The following is an 18,737-nucleotide window of genomic DNA, read 5'->3' as shown; positions in this document are numbered from 1 at the left end:
ACCCCCTACCGCCACGCCACGACGAAGACGACGATGGCTGCGATCAGACCGCCGACCATCGCCAGCACGTAATGGGTCACGACGCCCGTCTGGAGCCGCCTGAGCCGCCCGCCGCTGTGTAGGATCGAGTGGGCAATGCCATTCACGACGGCATCCACGCCGGCAAGATCGAGCCGGAGTCCTGCCCGCGCCGCGCCGCGCAGCAAGGGCAGCGCCGCGGTCTCGGAGACATTGCTCACCGCCTGCTCATAGCGCGCCAGCGGCCTTTCGGCGAGCCACATGAAGGCCCGCGTACCCCTGCGATAAAACCAGTCGGTGTCGAGGCTGATCGTGTTCTCCGGATCGAGCGCCCAGAGGAACAGCACGAACCCCAGGGCGGTGAACATCAGCAGCCCGAGGCTCTCCATGACATGCAGGCCCGTATAGGGTTCGAAATCCACCGGATAGGGCAGAAGCGCATAAAGCGGTTGGGGGAACACCCCGATCGCAATGCAGAGCACTGCCGCCATGCCCATGGCAATCAGCATGTTGCGCGGCGGCTCCCGCGCCTCCAGTTTCCGGTCCGTCCCGAAGAACATGTAATAGGGAAGCTTGAGGCCGGTGTGCAGGAACGTCCCGGACGATGCCATCGTCAACGCCAGCACCACCAGCGCGCGGTGATCCGCTCCTGCAGCCGCTATCACCATCGATTTGGTGACGAAACCCGAGAAGAACGGGAAGGCCGAGATCGCGAAGGCGCCGACCATGTAAAGCGCCACGGTCAGCGGCATGGTCTTGTAAAGCCCGCCGAGCTCGGTGAGCTTGCGTCGGCCGGTGACGTAGATGACTGCCCCGGCACCCATGAACAGCAGCGCCTTGTAGAGGATATGCGCGAAGGCGTGGCTGGCGGCTCCGTTCACCGCCATCTCGGTCCCGATGCCGATACCCGCGATCATATAGCCCACCTGGCTCACGATATGATAGGCGAGAAGCCGCCGGCAATCGTTCTCCAGCACAGCGTAGATGACGCCGTAGAGCGCCATGATGGTGCCGAGCCAGACCAGGAGCTCGGTCCCCGGAAACGCCCGCGCCAGCACATAGACGGCGGTCTTGGTGGTAAACGCGCTCATGAACACCGCCCCGGTGACGGTCGCCTCCGGATAGGCATCGGTCAGCCACGCATTGAGCGGCGGCACGGCCGCGTTGAGGATGAAGCCGGCGAGGATCAGGTAGTCGCCGACCCCCATTCCCCCGTTGGTGAGGCCCCCGGTGATCGGGCCGAAAAGCAGTGAACCGGTGGCGAGCCCGTGGGAAATGATGCCGCCCAGCAGGACGACGCCGCCGGTGATATGGACCATGAGATAGCGGAAGCCGGCCCGGATCGCCGGCCCACCACGCTGCGCGAAGACCAGATAGGCGGAAGCGAATGCCATGCCCTCCCAAAACAGGTAGAGGGTCAGGTAGTCACCGGCAAACACCACGCCAAGCGCGCTGCCGACATAGACGAATGCGGCCACGTGCTGGCCGGCATCCGTCAGGTGCAGCGCGTAGACTGTGCCGATCAGCGCCATGATGGTGAAAACGGTGGCGAAGACGATGCTGAGCTTGTCCACCTTCGCGATCAGGATCTCCTGCCCGATGAACCGCGCTTCGCCATAGCTGCCCGGCTCCATCGCAAGCACGGCAAGGATCGCCAGCGCAGGGATCAGAAGCAGATAGGCCTTGCGGACCGACCCGCTGAGGAACGGGATCGGTAGGGCGCCAGGAATAAAGAGCAGAGCCGGATGGATGAAGTCAGTCATAATAGTCCTCGCGCCGCATCAGCCCGACCCGATGGCCGAGAAACTTGGAAACGAAGATAAGCAGGACGCAGGAGACGAAGCCGTAGACGGCCGACCAGCCCGGCAGGCTGTCCCACAGATATTCGGCGTGTTCGCGAGAGACCAGAACGTCGGCGACGACGATCAGGACGAGCACGAGGTAGAACAGTCGGCGGCGCGGCCTCGCATATTGCTCGTCACCAAAGAAGTCGACGACACGCTTGATCATCGGATCACTCCGTCTGCTAGGGTGAGAAAATAGCCCGGGAAAATGCCCATCAGCACCGACAGGATCGCCGTTGCGACCAGCGGAATCGTGACCAACGGAATTTCACGGACCGTCGTCCGGCTCTCCTCTTGCCTCTCCGCCTGGAAGAAGGCGGCATAGCTGACCGGCAGGAAATAGGCCGCGTTCAGGATCGAGCTCACCAGGATGACGACCAGGAACGCGGTCTCTCCCGCCGCCACGGCGCCCTCCGCCAGATACCACTTGCTGACGAAGCCCGCGGTTGGCGGCACGCCAATCATGCTGAGCGAGGCGACGAAAAATGCCCCCATCGTCCAGGGCAGCCTGCGGCCGATACCGGCCATGTCGCTGATGTTGCGCTTGCCGGACGCGCAATAGATCGACCCGGCGCAGAAAAAGAGCGTGATTTTGGAGAATGCGTGTGCCGCGATGTGAATGATCCCGCCGACCATCGCTACCGGCGACAACAGAACCGCGCCCAGCACGATGTAGGAGAGCTGGCTGACTGTCGAATAGGCGAGCCTGGTCTTCAGGTCGTCCCGTGTCAGGGCGTAAACCGACGCCATCAGGATCGTGAACGATGCCAGATAGGCGGTGGCGATGCCGAGGCCGAGCCCGCCCACTAGCCCCGTGCCGAAGACATGGAACACCACCCGCAGCACGCAGAACACGCCCATCTTGACCACTGCCACTGCGTGCAAAAGCGCGCTGACCGGTGTCGGCGCGACCATCGCGGCGGGCAGCCAGGCGTGCATCGGCATCACAGCGGCCTTGGCGAAGCCGAAAAGATAGCAGAAATAGACGACCGTCAGCAGCGCCGCCGGGGCATCGCTCCCCGCCAGCAGCCCCCCCGGGGCAAAGTCGAGCGACCCCGCAATATGGTAGGTCAGCGCCAGTGCGGCGAGCAGCGCGCTTTTCGAGGCGCCCATCAGATAGACGAGGTACTTGCGGCTGCCCCTCCATCCCTCTTCGTCCTCGTGGTGGTAGACGAGCGGATAGGTAACGAGGCTGAGCACTTCGTAGAAGATCACCAGCGTAAACAGATTGGCGGCGAAGGCGCCCCCGGCGGCGGCTGCAAGGCTGCAGGCGAAGCAGGCGAAGAACCGGGTCTGCGCATGCTCGTTCAAATGCCGCATGTAGCCGATGGAATAGATCGCCGCCACGATCCACAGCAGCGACGAGACGGTGGCAAACACCATGCCGAGCGCATCGACCCGGAAAGCAAAGTCAATCCCCGGCAGAATCTCGAACAGGCGCAATTCGACCGTCCCGCCCGCCAGCACCGTAGGCGCCATCGACACGACAATCGCGAACATGGCGATCGCGGCCAACGGCGAGACCAGATCGCGAAGTCTCTCGCGGTTTTTCAAAAGGAGAACTGCAAGGGCCGCCAGACCGGCGACGGTGATGGCAAGCAACGGCCGGATCGATACAACCGGGTCCAAAGCCGCTATCCTTTCATCACCGTCACGTCGTCAACCTTGAGGGTGGATTTGTTCCTCACGAGGGCGACCAGGATACCGAGGGCGACGGCAACCTCCGCCGCGGTGATTGCGATGACGAAGATCGCGAAGATCTGCCCGCGGAAATCGGCGTGGTAACGCCCGAAAGCGATGAAATTGATGTTGACCGAGTTGAGCAGCAGCTCCAGCGACATCAGGACGACGAGAATATTGCGCCTGAGCAGCACGCCCGCCGCTCCGATCACGAACAGGACCACTCCGAGCACAATATACCACCAGAGCGGAACCATCACCCCTGCTCCTTCCGCGCCAGCATGATGGCGCCGACCAGGGCCGCCAGCAGGATTACGGAGGCGGTTTCAAACGGCAGCAGATAGTCGGCGAAAAGGGCTGTGCCAAGCTGCCTGACGTCATCGCCGCCGCCCATGGCGACGGGCTCCATGACCGAAAAGCGGTCGCTCCAGAGCACCAGCACGAGCATCTCGACCCCGAGCAGGACGAGCAGTACCAGAGCCGGGAGGTTGCCGCCCGGCAAGAACCGCTGCAACACCGCTTCGCGCACATCGATCATCATGATCACGAACAGGAACAGGACCATGATCGCGCCGACATAAACGAAGATCTGGATGACCGCGAGCAACGGTGCCTCGAGCAAGACGAAGATTGCCGAGACCTGCAGGAAACACGCCATCAGCGCCAATGCGCTGTGAACCGGATTGCGCGCCAGGACCACCGTCAGGGCCGTGATCACGGATACCGTAGCGAACAGAAGAAAGAACCCCTGATCCATCGACGCCGACCCTCCGACGCGAACTGTCACTCGGCGCGAGACGGCCGGATTTGAGACTGCGCCGCAACTTCAGATGCCTTCGCAAATTGTGCCCTAGTATCGGATTTTTCACAAGATTATTGTCATCGGCGGAGCAAAACCAGGCCAGTCCGGATGTGGTAAAGGCCGCTCGCGAGGCACGCTCTCTTGGTAGCGCCATAGCAAGCGGATCTAGCGTGGCTGTTAGGGGCAGGCGGTTCCGGGCCGACTGGACGACTTCGGTTACCGGGGCTTCATCGGCCTCTACATGGATGGGGACCGATCTTGCACGCTATCGCGCGCTTTCGGAAAGTAGGGAGGCTCACGAGCAGATGTAGCGGTCATATCTCGATGACCCCGCCGTCAGAGTCCGCTTTGCCTCAGCTTGAGGAACGGCGATGGCGCGAAACCTGGATCGCCCACCGACATGCGGCCGCCGCCGACGGTAAGTTCCCATTGAGAAAGACATAGGGTCGCGACATGAGCGACGGCAGTTTGCGCTGGATGCGTATCATCGCCAGAAGCGCTTTGTGTCCAGCACGTCGTCGAGCGAAGCCTGAGCCTTTTCGATGAGAATCTGCTTGTCGGCATGCGGAACGACAGTGTCTCTTGCTGGATGTTCGGCCAGGCCGTGGTTTTCCAGGACGTAAGGAGCAGTCGTGAAATCGTCCTGCAGCGTTTCCATCGCGCTCAGAAACTTCTTGTGCCGGCGTGCCCAGCGCTTGTCATCGAAGAGCGACCCGAAGAACTCCGCCGCCATTCGCCCATGAAATGATAGCCGGCGCATAAGCTGGTGCGCTCACCGACGGCCTTCCGGGCACTAACGCTGCTGCGCTTTCAGCCTATTGTCAGGATTCGATGTTAAAGTTTTGTGACGCACTATGGGCGGGGGAAAGACGCGCCCAATTTCCATTCATCGACCTTGGAGCGGATATGACCGAACAGTCTAACCGTCTAATATTGCATACCAATTCGCGAGACGAAGTTTTCGCCGAAGAGCAGAATTCCGTTGCCGACTTTTCGTTCAACTCGACCGTCGCGAATGTTTTCGACGATATGGTCAGCCGATCGGTGCCTTTTTATGGCGAAATGCAGCGGATGGTTTGCGAGCTCGCCAGGGATTTCGCACAGCCTCAGTCGAAACTCTATGACATCGGCTGCTCCACGGCCACGACCCTTCTGGCGCTGGACCGTGAAGTCGACAATCACATCGATTTCGTCGGGATCGACAATGCTCCGGAGATGCTGAAGAAAGCTGCCGAAAAGATCGCGGAGTCAGGAACCAACCGCTCCATCGATCTTCACACGGTCGACCTTCATCGCGGCTTCTCGATTGAGAAGGCAAGCGTCGTAACGATGGTGCTGACGCTGCAGTTTGTTCGTCCACTCTACCGCGAGCGGGTCATGCGGACAATTTACGACGGGCTCAACGACCAGGGGTGTCTGCTCCTGGTTGAAAAGCTGACCAGTGAAGACACGACATTCAACCGCCTGTTTATTGATCACTATTACGATTTCAAGCGACGGAACGGTTACTCCACCATCGAGATCTCGAAGAAGCGGGAGGCGCTGGAAAACGTCCTTATTCCTTACCGCTTGGAGGAAAACATCCAGCTCCTTCGTGAGGTCGGCTTCAAGAGCACAGAGGTCTTCTTTCGCTGGTACAATTTCTGCGGGATCGTCGCAATCAAGTGAGCTTCATGAAAGACATTATGCTGAGGATCGGCACCTTCTTCTTCAAGTATCGCAATCAGGCTTTCCCGCTGATCATTATCGCGCTCTTCATCGCTATGCCGCCCTCGACTGCGCCATGGGGAAATCCTGCTCTCGAGCTGCCGAAGGACATGGTGGCCCTGCTCATCGTGCTCAGTGGGCTGATTTTGCGGGCGAGCGTTATTGGCTATGCCTATATCAGGCGGGGCGGCTTGAACAAGCGTGTCTACGCCGATGACCTTGTCACCGAGGGCATGTTCGGCGTCTGCAGAAATCCGCTCTACGTGGGCAACATGCTGATCTACGTCGGACTGTTCGTCTTCCACGGCAATCCGGTCGTGATCGCGGTCGGATGCACTCTCTTTGCCTTTATCTACCAGTGCATTGTCTACGCCGAAGAAGCTTTCCTCCATGATAAGTTCGGCGCTGCCTACAAAGCCTATTGCCGAGATGTCCCCCGATGGGGATTGAAGCTCAGCGCCTTTGACGAATCGACGAGGGGGATGGCGTTCAATCTGAAACGGGTCGTCGCAAAAGACTATTCCACGGTGTCGTCAACCTTTATCGCACTGTTGGCAACCGAGTTTTATAGGGTCGCAGTCGGCTCGATTACGGAACAGGAACGAGCCTTTGCAATCGTGCTGGGATTGCTATTTGGGGCCGTTCTCGCTCTCACAGGATTAGTCAGCGCCTTCAAAAAGCGTGGTGTATTTAAAGAAATCTAATCCTAAGGTATCCAATGAGATTTGCATTGCGTCTTTCCGCCGTGCTTCTGGCGGGCATTGCGTTTTCCGCACTTGCATCGGTGGCTGGCACGGCTTCGGCTGAAGATCTGGAATTTTCCATCTATGGCGGTTACCAGACAGCGCCGCATAGCCACGTCGATGTTTCCGACGGCACCTCCTTCAGCGCCGGCTGGGAAGGCAAGTCGTTCGGCAGCCCGCCCTATTACGGCGGCCGCCTCACCTGGTGGCTGGGCGACTTCAACCTGCCGAACTGGGGCGTGTCGCTCGATTATACCCATGACAAGGTCTATGCCGACGACGAGACCATGGCGCGCTCGCCGGGCTGGACGCATTTCGAATTCACCGACGGCCTGAACCTCCTGACGGTCAACGGCCTCTATCGCTTCAAGGACCCGGCTCGCCGCTGGACCCCCTATCTCGGCGCCGGCGTCGGGGTAAACATTCCGCACGTCGAAGTCACCCGTCCCCAGGGCACGACCTTCGACTACGAATTCGGCGGCGTAACCTTCCAGGCGCAGGCTGGCGTCGACTTCCGCGTCACCGACAACTGGTCGACCTTCGTGGAATACAAGGGCACCTATTCGCGCGTCGACGTTCCGATCGACAGCGGTGACCGCCTCAAGACGAACATCGTCACAAACGCCGTCAACGTCGGTATTTCCTACCACTGGTGATACAGGAGGAAGCGACCAGCGCTGACCTCCAGACGCTGGTCGCTTGTCCGCCCAACCATTTAGGATCAAGGGGGACGGACGGGTTCTCGATAGCCGCAACGAGGCCCGAGACTGCTACTTTGGCATTCGTCTGGTATGACTCCTCCATCGAGCGCTCTCCAAGGCGTAAGGCTGGAAGGAATAGATCGTGCGCATTCTCTTGATCGAGGACGACGACATCATCGGCGATGCGGTCCGGGACCACACGAACACGGCGGGTTATGCGACGGACTGGGTCCGTACGATCGTCGATGCAGAAGCGGCGAGCAAGTCCATCGACTACGGCCTGGTCCTACTTGACCTGCAGCTTCCCGATGGCAACGGCCTGGTCTTTCTTGAATATTTTCGGGCAAGAGGAGGTGACGCTCCGGTCATCGTCTTGACCGCTCGAGATCAGATATCCGACCGCATCGCCGGGCTTAACGCCGGCGCGGACGATTATCTGATCAAGCCCTTCAATCTCGACGAACTCGAAGCTCGGATCCTTGCCGTCCGTCGTCGTTACGAAGGACGTCGGCAAAACACCATTCAGATAGCAGATATCGTGATCGAGCGATCCACGCACTCTATCAGCGTGGGCGGACAGGACGTTCAGTTGACGCCGCGCGAATGGGCATTGCTCGATCTCCTCGTCGAACGGCCGGGAAAGCTCGTTGCGCTGAAACGGATCGAGGATGCCCTCTATGCTTTTGGCGAGGAGGTCGAGAGCAATACGGTGCAGGTGTACATCAGCAGGCTTCGCAAGAAAATCGGGATGGAGAAGATCAGGACAGCCCGCGGCATCGGCTATATGCTGTCAGTCGAATGACGAGGAACCGCAGCATCATCAGACCCCTCATGACCGCGCTCACAGGCGCGCTGGTCGCGTTCTGGCTTGGTGCGATCGGGCTTGGCATCTTCGTGATGCGGAGTGAGTTCGACGAGATCTTCGACAACGCGCTTGAGGAAACTACCGAACGGCTGCTCGCGATCGTGGAGGAGGGGCACCTGCCAAATGTTCAGGGCGGCGAGCAGCCCGAGCGGGCGCCGCCCACGCCGTCCAAACATGAATATCTCGTCTACCAGGTTCGCACCGCCGACGGAGTGGTTGTCTTCCGTTCGAAAGACGCCCCCGTCGAGCCATTCGACGCCCCACTCACTGTCGGCTTTCATGATTCCGAAAAATATCGCTTTTACACCGCGAAGAGTTCGGACGGCGCTCTTTTCCTTCAGACAGCCGACCGGTTGAGCCACCGACGTGAGGCCGTGCGGGAAAGCGCGGTCACAATGCTTATCCCGCTCGCCATTCTGCTGCCTGTCAGCGTCCTCTTGATGATCTGGATTGCGAGACGAGCAGTAGATCCCATCAACAAGCTGCGCACAGCGATCTCCGAAAAGGACGGTGGCAACCTTTCACCTGTCGAGACGGAGACGATTCCACGCGAATTGCGGCCGATCGCTCAGTCAGTGAATCTACTGCTGCAGCGCGTGAAGGCGACCATCGATGCGGAACGGGAATTCGCCACCAACAGTGCTCATGAGCTTCGGACACCTGTAGCCGGGGCCTTGGCGCAAACACAGAGACTTCTTGCCGAGTTGCCGGACGAAGCGTCGAAAGCTCGCGCACGTAACATCGAGACCGCGCTCACCAAGCTTGGGCGCACATCGGAAAAACTTCTGCAGCTTGCTCGAGCCGACGCCGGTCTTGGGCAGACGGCCACGGTCACCGATCTCAGCAAAGTGCTCAACCTGATCGTCCGCGATTATCAGCGCAATCCCGCAACGGGCAAGAGGGTTACCTACTCCGCTTCGGCAGATCCCCTGATGCGTGCCGTCGATGTGGACGCTTTCGGGATCGTCGCAAGCAATCTCATCGAGAACGCGATCCTGCACGGAAGTCCGGGAGGCACGATCAGCGTTTCGGTCGGTGATGATGGTAGTATCAGTATTGCCAATGACGGCCCTTTGCTTTCTGCGGCTGAACTGGAAAGCCTGAAAATTCGGTTTCGCAGAGGTGCGACCGTTGCCAAGGGCGCCGGCCTGGGACTTGCCATTGCCGATACCATCGTGCGCCAGATGGGTGGAGTATTAGAACTCCGCTCGCCAGCGAGCAGCGGTGGAGATGGTTTCGAGGCCCGGATTGTTCTGCCGCGATGAGCTTCAGGTCCGGGCGGCCTTGCGTCGGCGCGGCAGGGGTATGAGCCGCCTTTCGGGTTCGTATCTGAAGACGAGTTGTCTGCGGGCGAACTGGTGGGCGAGCCAAAAGGTGAATGCGGCGCCAATAGCCCAACCCATCATCGTGTCGCTTGCCCAATGCGCGCCGATCATCTGCCGGGAGAGGCAGATCGCGACGCCGAGCGCGATCGCGAAAGGCCCGAGCGCCGGGAGTATCGACTTCAAGATCGGCCTCGGTGTTGCCTGGAACTGGGAAGACCCGACCGCCTTGCGTGACGACATCATCGATATCGTACGATCGCTGGTGCGGCCGGGCAGGTGAGGGGAGAGAAGGCCGGCCGTTGGTTGCGAGTGTGGCAACCGTGGCGAGACCGGCTCGAAGGCGGGACACGAGGTCGTGGGGCAGTCGGTCCCGCTTCTGCTGTACACCGCTGACGCTGAAGCTCCTGCGGCTGCCCTTCCTCATGCCCTCGTGTGACGCGAATTCCCGCTTTCCCGCGCGTGTCTGCGCGTCGCGATGCTGAAAGCTCCGATACGCTTCATTGTCTTGTGGCCGCAATGGCTGCCGGCGGTCGCTGTCGACGTCGGCTGATGTCTGAGGCTTCCTCATTTTTATTTGATGCCCTTCAGCGTTGCCGCTGACGCGGAAGGCTAAGTGCATCATGGCTTCACAAAGTGTGTTTTATAAAAACTTCTAATGTGTACTCAAAGTACACAATTTGTTGACAGCCTTCGCCAGCCATGCAATCTTCTGGTCTCACCAACCAAAGCTCGGAGTTGCGCCATGGCCAAAACCGTCAAGAGCAGTCTGTACGAGGATCTGAAGCGGCAGATCCTGACGATGGAGCTCGACCCTGATACCGATCTTGACGAGGTAAGTCTGAGCGAGCGCTACGGCCTGTCGCGCACACCGGTGCGCGATATCTTCCGGCGGCTTGCCGGCGAAGGTTACATCGACATCCGCGAGAACCGCGGCGCGCGGGTCATTCCGATGAACCACACGACGCTGCGGAATTTCTTTCAGGTCGCGCCGATGATCTATGCGGCGATTGGCCGGCTGGCGGTCCAGAACTTCAAACCCACACAGCTTATCGACCTGAAGGCAACGCAGGAACGCTTCCGCAAGGCGAGCAGCGACGGCAATCCGCTGGGCATGGTTCTCGAAAACAACCGTTTCCACGAAATCTTCGGTGAGATGTCGGCCAACGTCTATCTGCAGCCAAGCCTTGGGCGCCTGCTGATCGACCACGCGCGTATCGGCCACACGTTCTTCCGCCCGCGCACCGATGACATGAAACGTCGCCTGCAGCTGGCGGTCGAACACCACGACAGTTTCATCGAAGCGCTCGGCGCCCATGACGAAGACGCCGTCGTCGATCTTGTTTTCGAGCATTGGGAACTGTCGCGCGAAAACATGGAAATGTTCATCGCCCCGCAGGGTCTGAAGGCCGACGTCTTCGTCGGCGCATCGACCACGCAATCGCTGGAGAAGTCACCGTGAAATTCGAGGGGATCTATACGCCGGCAATCACGCCGCTCGACGAGAGTGGACAGATTGACCGCAAAGCCTTCGCCGAGGTTCTGGAATCGCTGATTGCGGGTGGCGTGCACGGCATCATCGTCGGCGGTTCGACGGGTGAATATTACGCCCAGACGAGCCAGGAGCGGTTCGAGCTTGCCGTCTATGCCAAGGACGTGATCGGCAACCGCCTGCCGCTGATCATCGGGACGGGGGCGACGCGCACCGAAGATTCCGTCGAATATGCGAGGTCGGCCAAAGAGATCGGCGCGGATGCCATCCTCGTCTCCACGCCGCCTTACGCCCTGCCGACCGAGCGCGAGAACGCCGTTCACGCGCTGACCGTCGACCGTGCCGCCAACCTGCCGATCATGCTCTACAACTACCCGGCACGCATGGGCGTGATGATGGGCGAGGACTATTTCTCGCGGGTCGGAAAGTCGAAGAACGTCGTCGCCATCAAGGAAAGCTCCGGCGAGATGGGAAATCTCCATCTCCTGGCCCGAAAGTTTCCGCATATCGCGCTGTCCTGCGGCTGGGACGACCAGGCGCTCGAATTCTTCGCATGGGGCGCAAGAAGCTGGGTCTGCGCCGGCTCGAACTTCCTGCCGCGCGAGCATGTCGCCCTCTACGAAGCCTGCGTCCTGGAAAAGAACTTCGACAAGGGTCGCGCGATCATGAGCGCGATGCTGCCGCTGATGGATTTCCTCGAATGCGGAAAGTTCGTCCAGTCGATCAAGCACGGTTGCGAGATCATCGGCCTCAGGGCCGGGTCGGTGCGCGCGCCGCTGCGCCCTCTCAATTCGGATGAAAAGCGAACTCTCCAGACCGTCGTTACCACGCTGAAGCGCACGGTCGGCCAGATCACGTCGGGAGCCAATCGTCATGCATGAACCCTTGACCGCCGCCGAATATAGGGCGATTGCCGCCGACCTGCAGTTTCCGACGAATGCCTTTGTCGACGGCGCTTTCCGGCCGGCCAATTCCGCCAAGACCTTCAAGACGAAGAATCCGGCGACCGGTGAAACACTTGCCAAGATCGCCGCCTGCGACAGCACCGATGTCGACTTTGCCGTTCAAAAGGCAAGGGAGGCCTTCGATGACGGACGCTGGCGGCTGCTTCAGCCGATTGAGCGCAAGAACATCCTCCTGAAACTCGCCAAGCTCATCGAGCGCAATCGCCACGAGCTTGCCGTCATGGAGAGCCTCGACAGCGGCAAGCCGGTCCGCGAATGCCAGACGGTCGATATCCCCGACACGATCGATACGCTTCGCTGGCATGCCGAGCTGATCGACAAGCTCTACGACAATACCGCACCGGTCGGATCGAATGCGCTGACGATGATCCTGCGCGAACCGATCGGCGTCGTCGGCTGCGTGCTTCCCTGGAACTTTCCGCTGCTCATGCTGGCATGGAAGATCGGACCGGCGCTTGCCGCCGGCTGCTCGGTGGTCGTCAAGCCCGCCGAGGATACCACGCTGACGACGCTGCGCGTGGCCGAGCTTGCCCATGAGGCGGGTGTTCCGGCCGGTGTCTTCAATGTCGTGACCGGCAGCGGCAAGGACGTGGGCGAGCCGCTCGGCCTGCACATGGATGTCGATATGATCGCGTTTACGGGATCGACACCGACCGGTCGCCGCTTCCTGCGCTATGCGGCCGACTCCAACCTCAAGAAGGTCGTTCTCGAATGCGGCGGTAAGAACCCGGCCATCGTTCTCGACGATGCCGAAGACCTCGACCTTGTCGCCGAGCAAGTCGTCAATGGCGCCTTCTGGAACATGGGCGAGAACTGCTCGGCCACCTCGCGCCTCATCGTCCATTCCAAGGTGAAGGACGAATTGCTGAAGCGGATCGGCGCCCATCTGCGCGAATGGAAGACCGGCGATCCGCTCGATCCGGAAAACCGCATCGGAGCGCTCGTCAACAAGACACATTTCGAGAAGGTCACATCCTTCCTCGACGACGCAAAGAAAGAAAAGCTCATCCTTGCGCACGGGGGCGAGGCACGCGACGGCATTTTCGTCGCGCCGACAGTCGTCGACGGCGTCACGCCGCAGAGCCGGCTCTTCCAGGAGGAAATCTTCGGGCCGGTCCTTTCGGTGACGACCTTCAATACGCTCGCCGAGGCGGTCGCTCTTGCCAATGACACGAATTATGGCCTGACGGCGTCTGTCTACACGGCAAATCTGAAGAACGCGATCCGGCTCTCGCGCGAGATCCGCGCTGGCGTCGTCACCGTCAACTGCTTCGGGGAGGGCGATGCAACCACGCCGTTCGGCGGCTACAAGGAATCCGGCTTCGGTGGTCGCGACAAGTCGATCTTTGCCCATGACAATTATTGCGAGCTGAAGACTGTCTGGATCGACGTCTCGGATCGGTCGGTCGACGAGACGGTCAGATGAGGCGGCACGTGATCAAGCGCCTTCCGGTCGATACCGGCGTCTCGGGATGGGAGGCGATCAGCGAGCGCGGCTTTGCCGCCAAAGCGCTTGAAGGCGATATCACCGCCGACTGGCTGGTCATTGGCGGAGGATTCGCCGGTCTGTCTGCGGCGCGCAGGCTGCTGCAGTTACGCCCACAGGACCGCATCGTCCTGCTCGACGCGCGCGAACTCGCCAAGGGGCCTGCCGGGCGCAATTCCGGCTTCATGATCGATGTCCCCCACAATCTGTCTTCTGGCGAATATTCGGTCGCCGACGAGCAGGCGACGATGGAGGAGATCCGCCAGAACCGCCTGGCGATTGCCTTTGCCGCCGAGATTGCGGCCGAGTTCGGCCTGTCACGCGAGACGTTCGATCCTTCCGGCAAGGTCAATGCTGCGGCAACCGACCGCGGCCTTTCCCTGAACGGGAATTACGCAAGGTCCTTGTCGCGGATCTGCGAGGAACACCGGCTTCTCGATGCCAACGACATGCGCGCGCTGACCGGTTCGAACTACTATCGCGGGGGCCTTTACACGCCCGGCGCCGTCATGATCCAGCCGGCAGATTACATTCGTGGCCTGGCAACCGGCCTCCACTCCAGGATCGGCATCTACGAGCACTCGCCGGTGCTTGAGCTTTCGAAGGAAGGCGGCAACTGGAAGGCGAGGTCGAGCCGCGGTTCGGTGTCGGCCCCGAAAGTGATCCTTGGCGTCAACGGGCACATCGAGAGCTTCGGCCATTTCCAGGGCCGGCTCATGCATATTTTCACCTATGCGTCGATGTCGGCAGCCTTTTCCGGCAATGAGTTCGGCCGCGGTGCGACGGGAGCTGATTGCTGGGCGATCCTGCCGGCCGACCCGATGGGCGCCACGGTGCGCAAGGTTACCCTTGGCGGACGGTCGCGGATCGTCATCCGCACGCGGTTTACCTACGATCCTTCACTTCAGGTCTCGGAAAAGCGCGTTCAGGGTATCGCCGCCGAGCAGCGCCGGTCCTTCGATGCCAGGTTTCCCGATCTTGAGGGCCTGCCCTTCGACTACAGCTGGGCCGGTGCGCTCTGTCTCAGCCGAAACCACGTGCCGGCCTTCGGCGAGGTCGAGGAAGGGCTCTTCTCGGCCTGCTGCGAAAACGGTCTTGGCACGGTCAAGAGCACGCTTGCCGGGATGATGGCCGCCGAGCTTGCGACCGGGACACGAGATCCCGCGCTCGAACAATACAGGAACCAGCCGGAACCGACCAGACTGCCGCCCGCGCCCATCGCCTGGCTCGGCATCAATTCGGTCATCCGGTTTCAGGAATTGCGTGCAGGCCGCGAGGGCTAGTCCTCGCCGCGCAATATGGAGACTGCCGCGCGCAGGGCTTCAGATAAAAATGGGAACAAGAACTAGGAGTTATAACAATGAGGACTTTGTGGAAGGCGCTTTGCGCCGCCGCCATGATCGGCGTCAGCATGCTTCCGGCTCGCGCGGAAGAAAAGACCATCAACATGGGCACGCTCTCCTGGGAGGACCTGACGCCCATCACCGGCATCACCAAGAAGGTGCTCGAAGACGCCGGCTACACCGTGAAAGTGACGGAGTTTTCCGAGTGGGGCATCGCCTATGCAGCACTCTCCAAGGGCGATATCCAGGTGCTGGCCTCACAGACCGACTATGTCGCCCAGGATTACTGGGATAAGAACAAGAACAGGCTTGAGAAGATCTCGCCTGTCTCGCACGGCCTCTATCAGGGCATCGCCGTCCCGAAATACGTGCCGATCGACTCGCTCGAACAGCTGAATGAAAATGCTGACAAGTTCGGCGGCAAGATCATCGGCATCGAACCGGGCTCGGGCCTGATGCGCGACGCTTCGAACGCCGTCAAGGACTATGATATCAAGCTGCAGCTCGTCGAAGGCAGCACGGCTGCGATGACCGCAGCACTCAAGTCGGCATACGACCGCAAGGAATGGATTGCCGTGACGATCTGGGAACCGTCGTGGATGGTCCAGAAATATGAGGTCAAGTACCTGAAGGATCCGAAGGCCGTCTTCCCGCCGCCGCAGAGCTATTACTGGATCGGTCACAAGGGCTTTTCCGAGGAAAACCAGCACGCCCGCGAAGTCATGGCAAGCGTCTACGTTCCGATTGCCGACATCACTGCCATCAACGGCGAGGTGAAGGACGGCAAGACGATGGATCAGGCCGTCCAGGATTGGATCGGTGCGCATGCCGACCTGATCAAGCGCTGGGAAAACATCAAGAAGAACTGATCACACCGTGGCCGTGCGACATTCGGGTGGCCACATCCAAGCCCAATGAGAGAAGCCAGCACCAATTGGCTCAAGGGGATCGTTATGAAAGTCGCCAATACCGATACCAATGAAGTTCTGATTGATTGCCAATCACTCTGGAAGGTTTTCGGAGACAGGTCCGCCGCCGCCATGAAATCCATTGCCGAACGGGGTCTCGGCAAGAAGGACGTACTGAAGGAATTCGACTGCGTCGTCGGCGTCTCCAACGCCAGCCTGCAGGTGCGGCGCGGCGAGATCTTCTGCATCATGGGGCTTTCGGGCAGTGGAAAGTCGACGCTGATCCGCCTGCTCAACAAGCTGATTGCGCCAAGTTCCGGGCAGGTGCTGGTCAAAGGCAGGGACATTGGCGCACTTTCGGCTGTTGATCTCAGGCAAATGCGCGCCAAGCACATCGGCATGGTCTTCCAGAACGTAGCGCTGTTGCCCCATCGCACCGTGCTTGAAAATGCCGCCTTCGGACTGGAGGTCCAGGGCATTCCCAAGCTTGAGCGCAACAAGACGGCGCGGGAAGCGCTGGCGACCGTCGGCCTGGCGGACTGGACCGATCGATATCCGCAGGAACTTTCGGGCGGCATGCAGCAGCGTGTCGGCCTGGCGCGGGCGCTCGCCTCAGACCCGGAAATCATCCTCATGGACGAGCCGTTCAGCGCTCTTGATCCCCTCATTCGCCGCCAGCTTCAGGACGAGTTCCGCCAGCTCACCAAGTCGCTCGGCAAATCGGCCGTCTTCATCACCCACGACCTTGATGAGGCGATCCGCATCGGCGACCGCATTGCCATCATGAAGGACGGCGTCATCATCCAGACCGGGACCGCCGAAGACATCATTCTCAATCCCGCTGACGATTATGTCGCCGAATTCGTTGCAGGCATTTCCAGGCTGCACCTGATCAAGGCGCACTCGGTGATGCACAGCGTCAGCGAGTTCCAGCGCCATGACCCGCATTCGGATATTTCCTCTTTGGCGAGAACCACGCCGGACGCTGATATCGACGAACTGATCAGTCTCACCATGCAGTCGGACCGCGACGCGATCGCGGTCGTCGATAATGGCGAGGTCGTCGGTGTCGTCACGCCGCGCAGCCTGCTGATGGGCGTGAAGGGAACATCCACCAACGATCGCGCAGCCGCGTGATATCAGACAGGAGCTGAATGACATGGACATTTCAAGCTTCACCGACAGTTTCGACGAATGGACGGATACCGCGCTCGAATGGGTGAGCGACAACGGCGAAACGCTTTTCGACTCCGTCCGATGGGTTCTTGAAGGTCTTTACGACGGCATATTGTGGCTCCTCGAGCTTCCGCCCTTTTACGTCGTGGCCTTCGCCATCGCACTCATCGGCTGGCGCACCGTCAACGTCTGGTTTGCAATCCTGGCCGGTGCAGCACTTGCCCTTTGCTTTTCCATGGGGCTCTGGTCCGAGACGATGAGCACGCTCGCGCTGGTTCTGACGGCGACGGTGCTTGCGCTGACAATCGGCATTCCAGTCGGCATCGCTGCCGGCTTCGTCACGACCGTCGATCGCTTCATGGAGCCGAGCCTTGATCTCATCCAGACCCTTCCGCCCTATATCTATCTCCTGCCTGCGATCGCCCTTCTCGGCTACGGTCCGGCAACAGCACTCATCGCGACGATCATCGTCTCCATGCCGCCTGCGATCCGCCTGACATCGCTCGGCATTCGCATGACGCCCAAGGAGTTCATCGAACTGGGCGAGGCAAGCGGGATCACGCCGGCGCAGATGTTCTTCAAGATCCGCCTGCCCTTTGCGCTTCCGAGCATCATGGCGGGCATCAACCAGAGCCTGATGATGGCATTCGGCATGGTCGTCATTGCCGGCATCGTCGGGTCGGGCGGTCTCGGCGAGACGATCTATGGCGCGATCCGCACGCTCGATATTGCGACATCCATCAACGGGGCGATCGCCATCGCCGTCCTGACGATGATCATCGACCGGATAACGCAAAGTGCTGCCCGGCTCGGAACAGGGAGGCCGTCATGAACACGTCATTTCCGCAGTTTTCCCCGGGTACCTTTCTGGCGCCTGCCGTCGACTGGCTGAACACCAATCTGCATCCGCTTTTTGCCGCGATCAGTTCCGTGGTCGAGGCGGTTCTGTCCGCCCTTGAAGCAGCCTTGCTGTTCGTGCCGCCCTATGTCCTGATCCTGATCGTTGTCGTCGCAGCCCTCTTTGCCGTCAATCTGCGCGCTGCCGTGCTCGCCGGTCTCTGCCTGGGCTTCTGTTTGCTCGTCGGATTGTGGCAGGCGTCGATGCAGACCGTTGCGTTGGTAACCGTTGCCGTTGCCATTTCCGTGCTCATCGCTTTTCCGATCGGCATCCTGTGCTCACGGCACAAAACGCTCGAAGCTGTCGTGCGGCCGGTCCTCGACGTGATGCAGACCGTGCCGCCATGGGTCTATCTCATTCCGGCGGTGATGATCTTCAGTCTCGGGCGCGTGCCGGCCATCATCGCGACGATCGTCTATGGCATCCCGCCGATGCTGCGCCTGACGACCCTGGCCTTCAATCAGGTGCCGCATGAGTTCAAGGAGCTCGGCAGTGCCATCGGCGCCCATCCGCGCTCGGTTTTGTGGAAGATCGAAATCCCGCTCGCCAAGCAAACGCTTCTCGTCGGCCTCAACCAGTGCATCCTGCTTTCGCTTGCCATGGTGGTTCTCGCCGGCCTCGTCGGCGCAGGCGGTCTGGGCGCGGAAGTGACGCGCGGCCTGACCCGAATGGAAATGGGGCTCGGCTTGCGCGCCGGCCTTGCGATCGTCGCGGTCGCTCTTCTGCTCGACCGGCTGAGCCGCGGTCTTCTCGACCGCAAGCGGGCGCGTGTAGCGGCCTGACGTGA

General features: G+C 60.5%; 20 protein-coding genes and 1 pseudogene. 14 read left to right on the top strand and 7 right to left on the bottom strand.

Going from position 1 to position 18,737, the window contains the following annotated elements; genetic code table 11:
* Window positions 1-5 precede the first annotated feature (5 nt).
* The 6 genes from PMI11_RS17755 to PMI11_RS17730 all read right to left on the bottom strand — a co-directional run bounded on the left by PMI11_RS17755 (window position 6) and on the right by PMI11_RS17730 (window position 5,077).
* Window positions 6-1,781: a Na(+)/H(+) antiporter subunit D gene (locus tag PMI11_RS17755; RefSeq protein ID WP_007819584.1), complete on the bottom strand. Its 1,776-nt coding sequence runs from the start codon at window positions 1,779-1,781 to the stop codon at window positions 6-8.
* The gene (locus PMI11_RS17750) at window positions 1,774-2,028 is read right to left on the bottom strand and encodes a hypothetical protein (protein ID WP_007819576.1); all 255 of its coding nucleotides are present in this window, start codon (window positions 2,026-2,028) and stop codon (window positions 1,774-1,776) included. Before PMI11_RS17750 ends, PMI11_RS17755 begins: the two co-directional genes overlap by 8 nt.
* Window positions 2,025-3,491 carry a monovalent cation/H+ antiporter subunit D family protein gene (locus PMI11_RS17745; protein WP_007819573.1) on the bottom strand — a complete coding sequence of 489 codons (1,467 nt, stop codon included), beginning with the start codon at window positions 3,489-3,491 and terminating at the stop codon, window positions 2,025-2,027. The genes PMI11_RS17750 and PMI11_RS17745 overlap by 4 nt, the downstream gene beginning before the upstream one ends.
* 5 nt (window positions 3,492-3,496) lie before the next feature.
* Window positions 3,497-3,799, bottom strand: a complete 303-nt coding sequence (gene nuoK / locus PMI11_RS17740; RefSeq protein ID WP_007819572.1) for an NADH-quinone oxidoreductase subunit NuoK — start codon at window positions 3,797-3,799, stop codon at window positions 3,497-3,499.
* A complete protein-coding gene (locus tag PMI11_RS17735) occupies window positions 3,799-4,299 on the bottom strand; it encodes an NADH-quinone oxidoreductase subunit J (protein ID WP_007819569.1) in 501 nt (166 codons plus the stop codon). The genes nuoK and PMI11_RS17735 overlap by 1 nt, the downstream gene beginning before the upstream one ends.
* 529 nt (window positions 4,300-4,828) lie before the next feature.
* On the bottom strand, window positions 4,829-5,077 hold the full coding sequence (locus PMI11_RS17730; RefSeq protein WP_007819566.1) for a hypothetical protein: 249 nt from the start codon (window positions 5,075-5,077) through the stop codon (window positions 4,829-4,831).
* Window positions 5,078-5,250: 173 nt separating this feature from the next.
* On the opposite strand from PMI11_RS17730, the gene cmoA reads away from it, so the two are divergent.
* From cmoA to PMI11_RS17705, 5 genes are all read left to right on the top strand, one after another.
* Complete coding sequence (cmoA, locus tag PMI11_RS17725; protein WP_007819564.1) at window positions 5,251-6,012, top strand: carboxy-S-adenosyl-L-methionine synthase CmoA; 762 nt, start codon at window positions 5,251-5,253, stop codon at window positions 6,010-6,012.
* A 5-nt stretch (window positions 6,013-6,017) separates the two neighbouring features.
* Window positions 6,018-6,755: a methyltransferase family protein gene (locus PMI11_RS17720; protein ID WP_007819560.1), complete on the top strand. Its 738-nt coding sequence runs from the start codon at window positions 6,018-6,020 to the stop codon at window positions 6,753-6,755.
* Window positions 6,756-6,769: 14 nt separating this feature from the next.
* Window positions 6,770-7,450 (top strand): outer membrane protein, encoded by a 681-nt coding sequence (locus tag PMI11_RS17715; protein WP_007819546.1) that lies wholly within the window; start codon window positions 6,770-6,772, stop codon window positions 7,448-7,450.
* Between the two features lie 187 nt (window positions 7,451-7,637).
* Window positions 7,638-8,297: a response regulator gene (locus tag PMI11_RS17710; RefSeq protein ID WP_007819544.1), complete on the top strand. Its 660-nt coding sequence runs from the start codon at window positions 7,638-7,640 to the stop codon at window positions 8,295-8,297.
* Between the two features lie 29 nt (window positions 8,298-8,326).
* Window positions 8,327-9,625: a sensor histidine kinase gene (locus PMI11_RS17705; RefSeq protein WP_244430601.1), complete on the top strand. Its 1,299-nt coding sequence runs from the start codon at window positions 8,327-8,329 to the stop codon at window positions 9,623-9,625.
* Between the two features lie 3 nt (window positions 9,626-9,628).
* On the opposite strand, the gene PMI11_RS38110 is transcribed toward PMI11_RS17705, so the two are convergent.
* On the bottom strand, window positions 9,629-9,796 hold the full coding sequence (locus PMI11_RS38110; protein ID WP_244430599.1) for a hypothetical protein: 168 nt from the start codon (window positions 9,794-9,796) through the stop codon (window positions 9,629-9,631).
* Between the two features lie 61 nt (window positions 9,797-9,857).
* Between PMI11_RS38110 and PMI11_RS38105 the strand changes: the two are divergent.
* The 9 genes and pseudogenes from PMI11_RS38105 to PMI11_RS17660 form a co-directional block, all read left to right on the top strand.
* A pseudogene (locus tag PMI11_RS38105) lies at window positions 9,858-9,965 on the top strand (LysR family transcriptional regulator); the annotation flags it as partial.
* 462 nt (window positions 9,966-10,427) lie between these two features.
* Window positions 10,428-11,144 (top strand): GntR family transcriptional regulator, encoded by a 717-nt coding sequence (locus PMI11_RS17695; RefSeq protein ID WP_007819541.1) that lies wholly within the window; start codon window positions 10,428-10,430, stop codon window positions 11,142-11,144.
* Window positions 11,141-12,055: a dihydrodipicolinate synthase family protein gene (locus tag PMI11_RS17690; protein ID WP_007819540.1), complete on the top strand. Its 915-nt coding sequence runs from the start codon at window positions 11,141-11,143 to the stop codon at window positions 12,053-12,055. Before PMI11_RS17695 ends, PMI11_RS17690 begins: the two co-directional genes overlap by 4 nt.
* Window positions 12,048-13,565, top strand: coding sequence for an aldehyde dehydrogenase (locus PMI11_RS17685; protein WP_007819539.1), 1,518 nt, complete (start codon window positions 12,048-12,050; stop codon window positions 13,563-13,565). The genes PMI11_RS17690 and PMI11_RS17685 overlap by 8 nt, the downstream gene beginning before the upstream one ends.
* The gene (locus PMI11_RS17680) at window positions 13,562-14,908 is read left to right on the top strand and encodes an NAD(P)/FAD-dependent oxidoreductase (RefSeq protein ID WP_007819538.1); all 1,347 of its coding nucleotides are present in this window, start codon (window positions 13,562-13,564) and stop codon (window positions 14,906-14,908) included. The genes PMI11_RS17685 and PMI11_RS17680 overlap by 4 nt, the downstream gene beginning before the upstream one ends.
* 77 nt (window positions 14,909-14,985) lie before the next feature.
* Window positions 14,986-15,837: a glycine betaine ABC transporter substrate-binding protein gene (locus tag PMI11_RS17675; protein ID WP_007819537.1), complete on the top strand. Its 852-nt coding sequence runs from the start codon at window positions 14,986-14,988 to the stop codon at window positions 15,835-15,837.
* Window positions 15,838-15,882: 45 nt separating this feature from the next.
* The gene (locus PMI11_RS17670; protein ID WP_037071606.1) at window positions 15,883-17,013 is read left to right on the top strand and encodes a quaternary amine ABC transporter ATP-binding protein; all 1,131 of its coding nucleotides are present in this window, start codon (window positions 15,883-15,885) and stop codon (window positions 17,011-17,013) included.
* A 22-nt stretch (window positions 17,014-17,035) separates the two neighbouring features.
* Window positions 17,036-17,884 carry an ABC transporter permease gene (locus PMI11_RS17665; RefSeq protein WP_007819534.1) on the top strand — a complete coding sequence of 283 codons (849 nt, stop codon included), beginning with the start codon at window positions 17,036-17,038 and terminating at the stop codon, window positions 17,882-17,884.
* Window positions 17,881-18,732: an ABC transporter permease gene (locus tag PMI11_RS17660; protein WP_007819532.1), complete on the top strand. Its 852-nt coding sequence runs from the start codon at window positions 17,881-17,883 to the stop codon at window positions 18,730-18,732. The genes PMI11_RS17665 and PMI11_RS17660 overlap by 4 nt, the downstream gene beginning before the upstream one ends.
* Window positions 18,733-18,737 lie beyond the last annotated feature (5 nt).

Source organism: Rhizobium sp. CF142, from assembly GCF_000281145.1.
Lineage (GTDB): Bacteria > Pseudomonadota > Alphaproteobacteria > Rhizobiales > Rhizobiaceae > Rhizobium.
This window is presented reverse-complemented; position numbering and strand designations above follow the sequence as displayed.

What these genes read in the sequence shown, in the direction of transcription:
- PMI11_RS38110 (WP_244430599.1), bottom strand. Translation starts at nt 9,796, where the DNA reads ATGATCGGCGCGCATTGGGCAAGCGACACGATGATGGGTTGGGCTATT.
- PMI11_RS17685 (WP_007819539.1), top strand. Translation starts at nt 12,048, where the DNA reads ATGCATGAACCCTTGACCGCCGCCGAATATAGGGCGATTGCCGCCGAC.
- PMI11_RS17695 (WP_007819541.1), top strand. Translation starts at nt 10,428, where the DNA reads ATGGCCAAAACCGTCAAGAGCAGTCTGTACGAGGATCTGAAGCGGCAG.
- PMI11_RS17705 (WP_244430601.1), top strand. Translation starts at nt 8,327, where the DNA reads ATGACCGCGCTCACAGGCGCGCTGGTCGCGTTCTGGCTTGGTGCGATC.
- PMI11_RS17735 (WP_007819569.1), bottom strand. Translation starts at nt 4,299, where the DNA reads ATGGATCAGGGGTTCTTTCTTCTGTTCGCTACGGTATCCGTGATCACG.
- PMI11_RS17720 (WP_007819560.1), top strand. Translation starts at nt 6,018, where the DNA reads ATGAAAGACATTATGCTGAGGATCGGCACCTTCTTCTTCAAGTATCGC.
- cmoA (WP_007819564.1), top strand. Translation starts at nt 5,251, where the DNA reads ATGACCGAACAGTCTAACCGTCTAATATTGCATACCAATTCGCGAGAC.
- PMI11_RS17730 (WP_007819566.1), bottom strand. Translation starts at nt 5,077, where the DNA reads ATGGCGGCGGAGTTCTTCGGGTCGCTCTTCGATGACAAGCGCTGGGCA.
- PMI11_RS17675 (WP_007819537.1), top strand. Translation starts at nt 14,986, where the DNA reads ATGAGGACTTTGTGGAAGGCGCTTTGCGCCGCCGCCATGATCGGCGTC.
- nuoK (WP_007819572.1), bottom strand. Translation starts at nt 3,799, where the DNA reads ATGGTTCCGCTCTGGTGGTATATTGTGCTCGGAGTGGTCCTGTTCGTG.
- PMI11_RS17680 (WP_007819538.1), top strand. Translation starts at nt 13,562, where the DNA reads ATGAGGCGGCACGTGATCAAGCGCCTTCCGGTCGATACCGGCGTCTCG.
- PMI11_RS17670 (WP_037071606.1), top strand. Translation starts at nt 15,883, where the DNA reads ATGAGAGAAGCCAGCACCAATTGGCTCAAGGGGATCGTTATGAAAGTC.
- PMI11_RS17665 (WP_007819534.1), top strand. Translation starts at nt 17,036, where the DNA reads ATGGACATTTCAAGCTTCACCGACAGTTTCGACGAATGGACGGATACC.
- PMI11_RS17715 (WP_007819546.1), top strand. Translation starts at nt 6,770, where the DNA reads ATGAGATTTGCATTGCGTCTTTCCGCCGTGCTTCTGGCGGGCATTGCG.
- PMI11_RS17755 (WP_007819584.1), bottom strand. Translation starts at nt 1,781, where the DNA reads ATGACTGACTTCATCCATCCGGCTCTGCTCTTTATTCCTGGCGCCCTA.
- PMI11_RS17750 (WP_007819576.1), bottom strand. Translation starts at nt 2,028, where the DNA reads ATGATCAAGCGTGTCGTCGACTTCTTTGGTGACGAGCAATATGCGAGG.
- PMI11_RS17660 (WP_007819532.1), top strand. Translation starts at nt 17,881, where the DNA reads ATGAACACGTCATTTCCGCAGTTTTCCCCGGGTACCTTTCTGGCGCCT.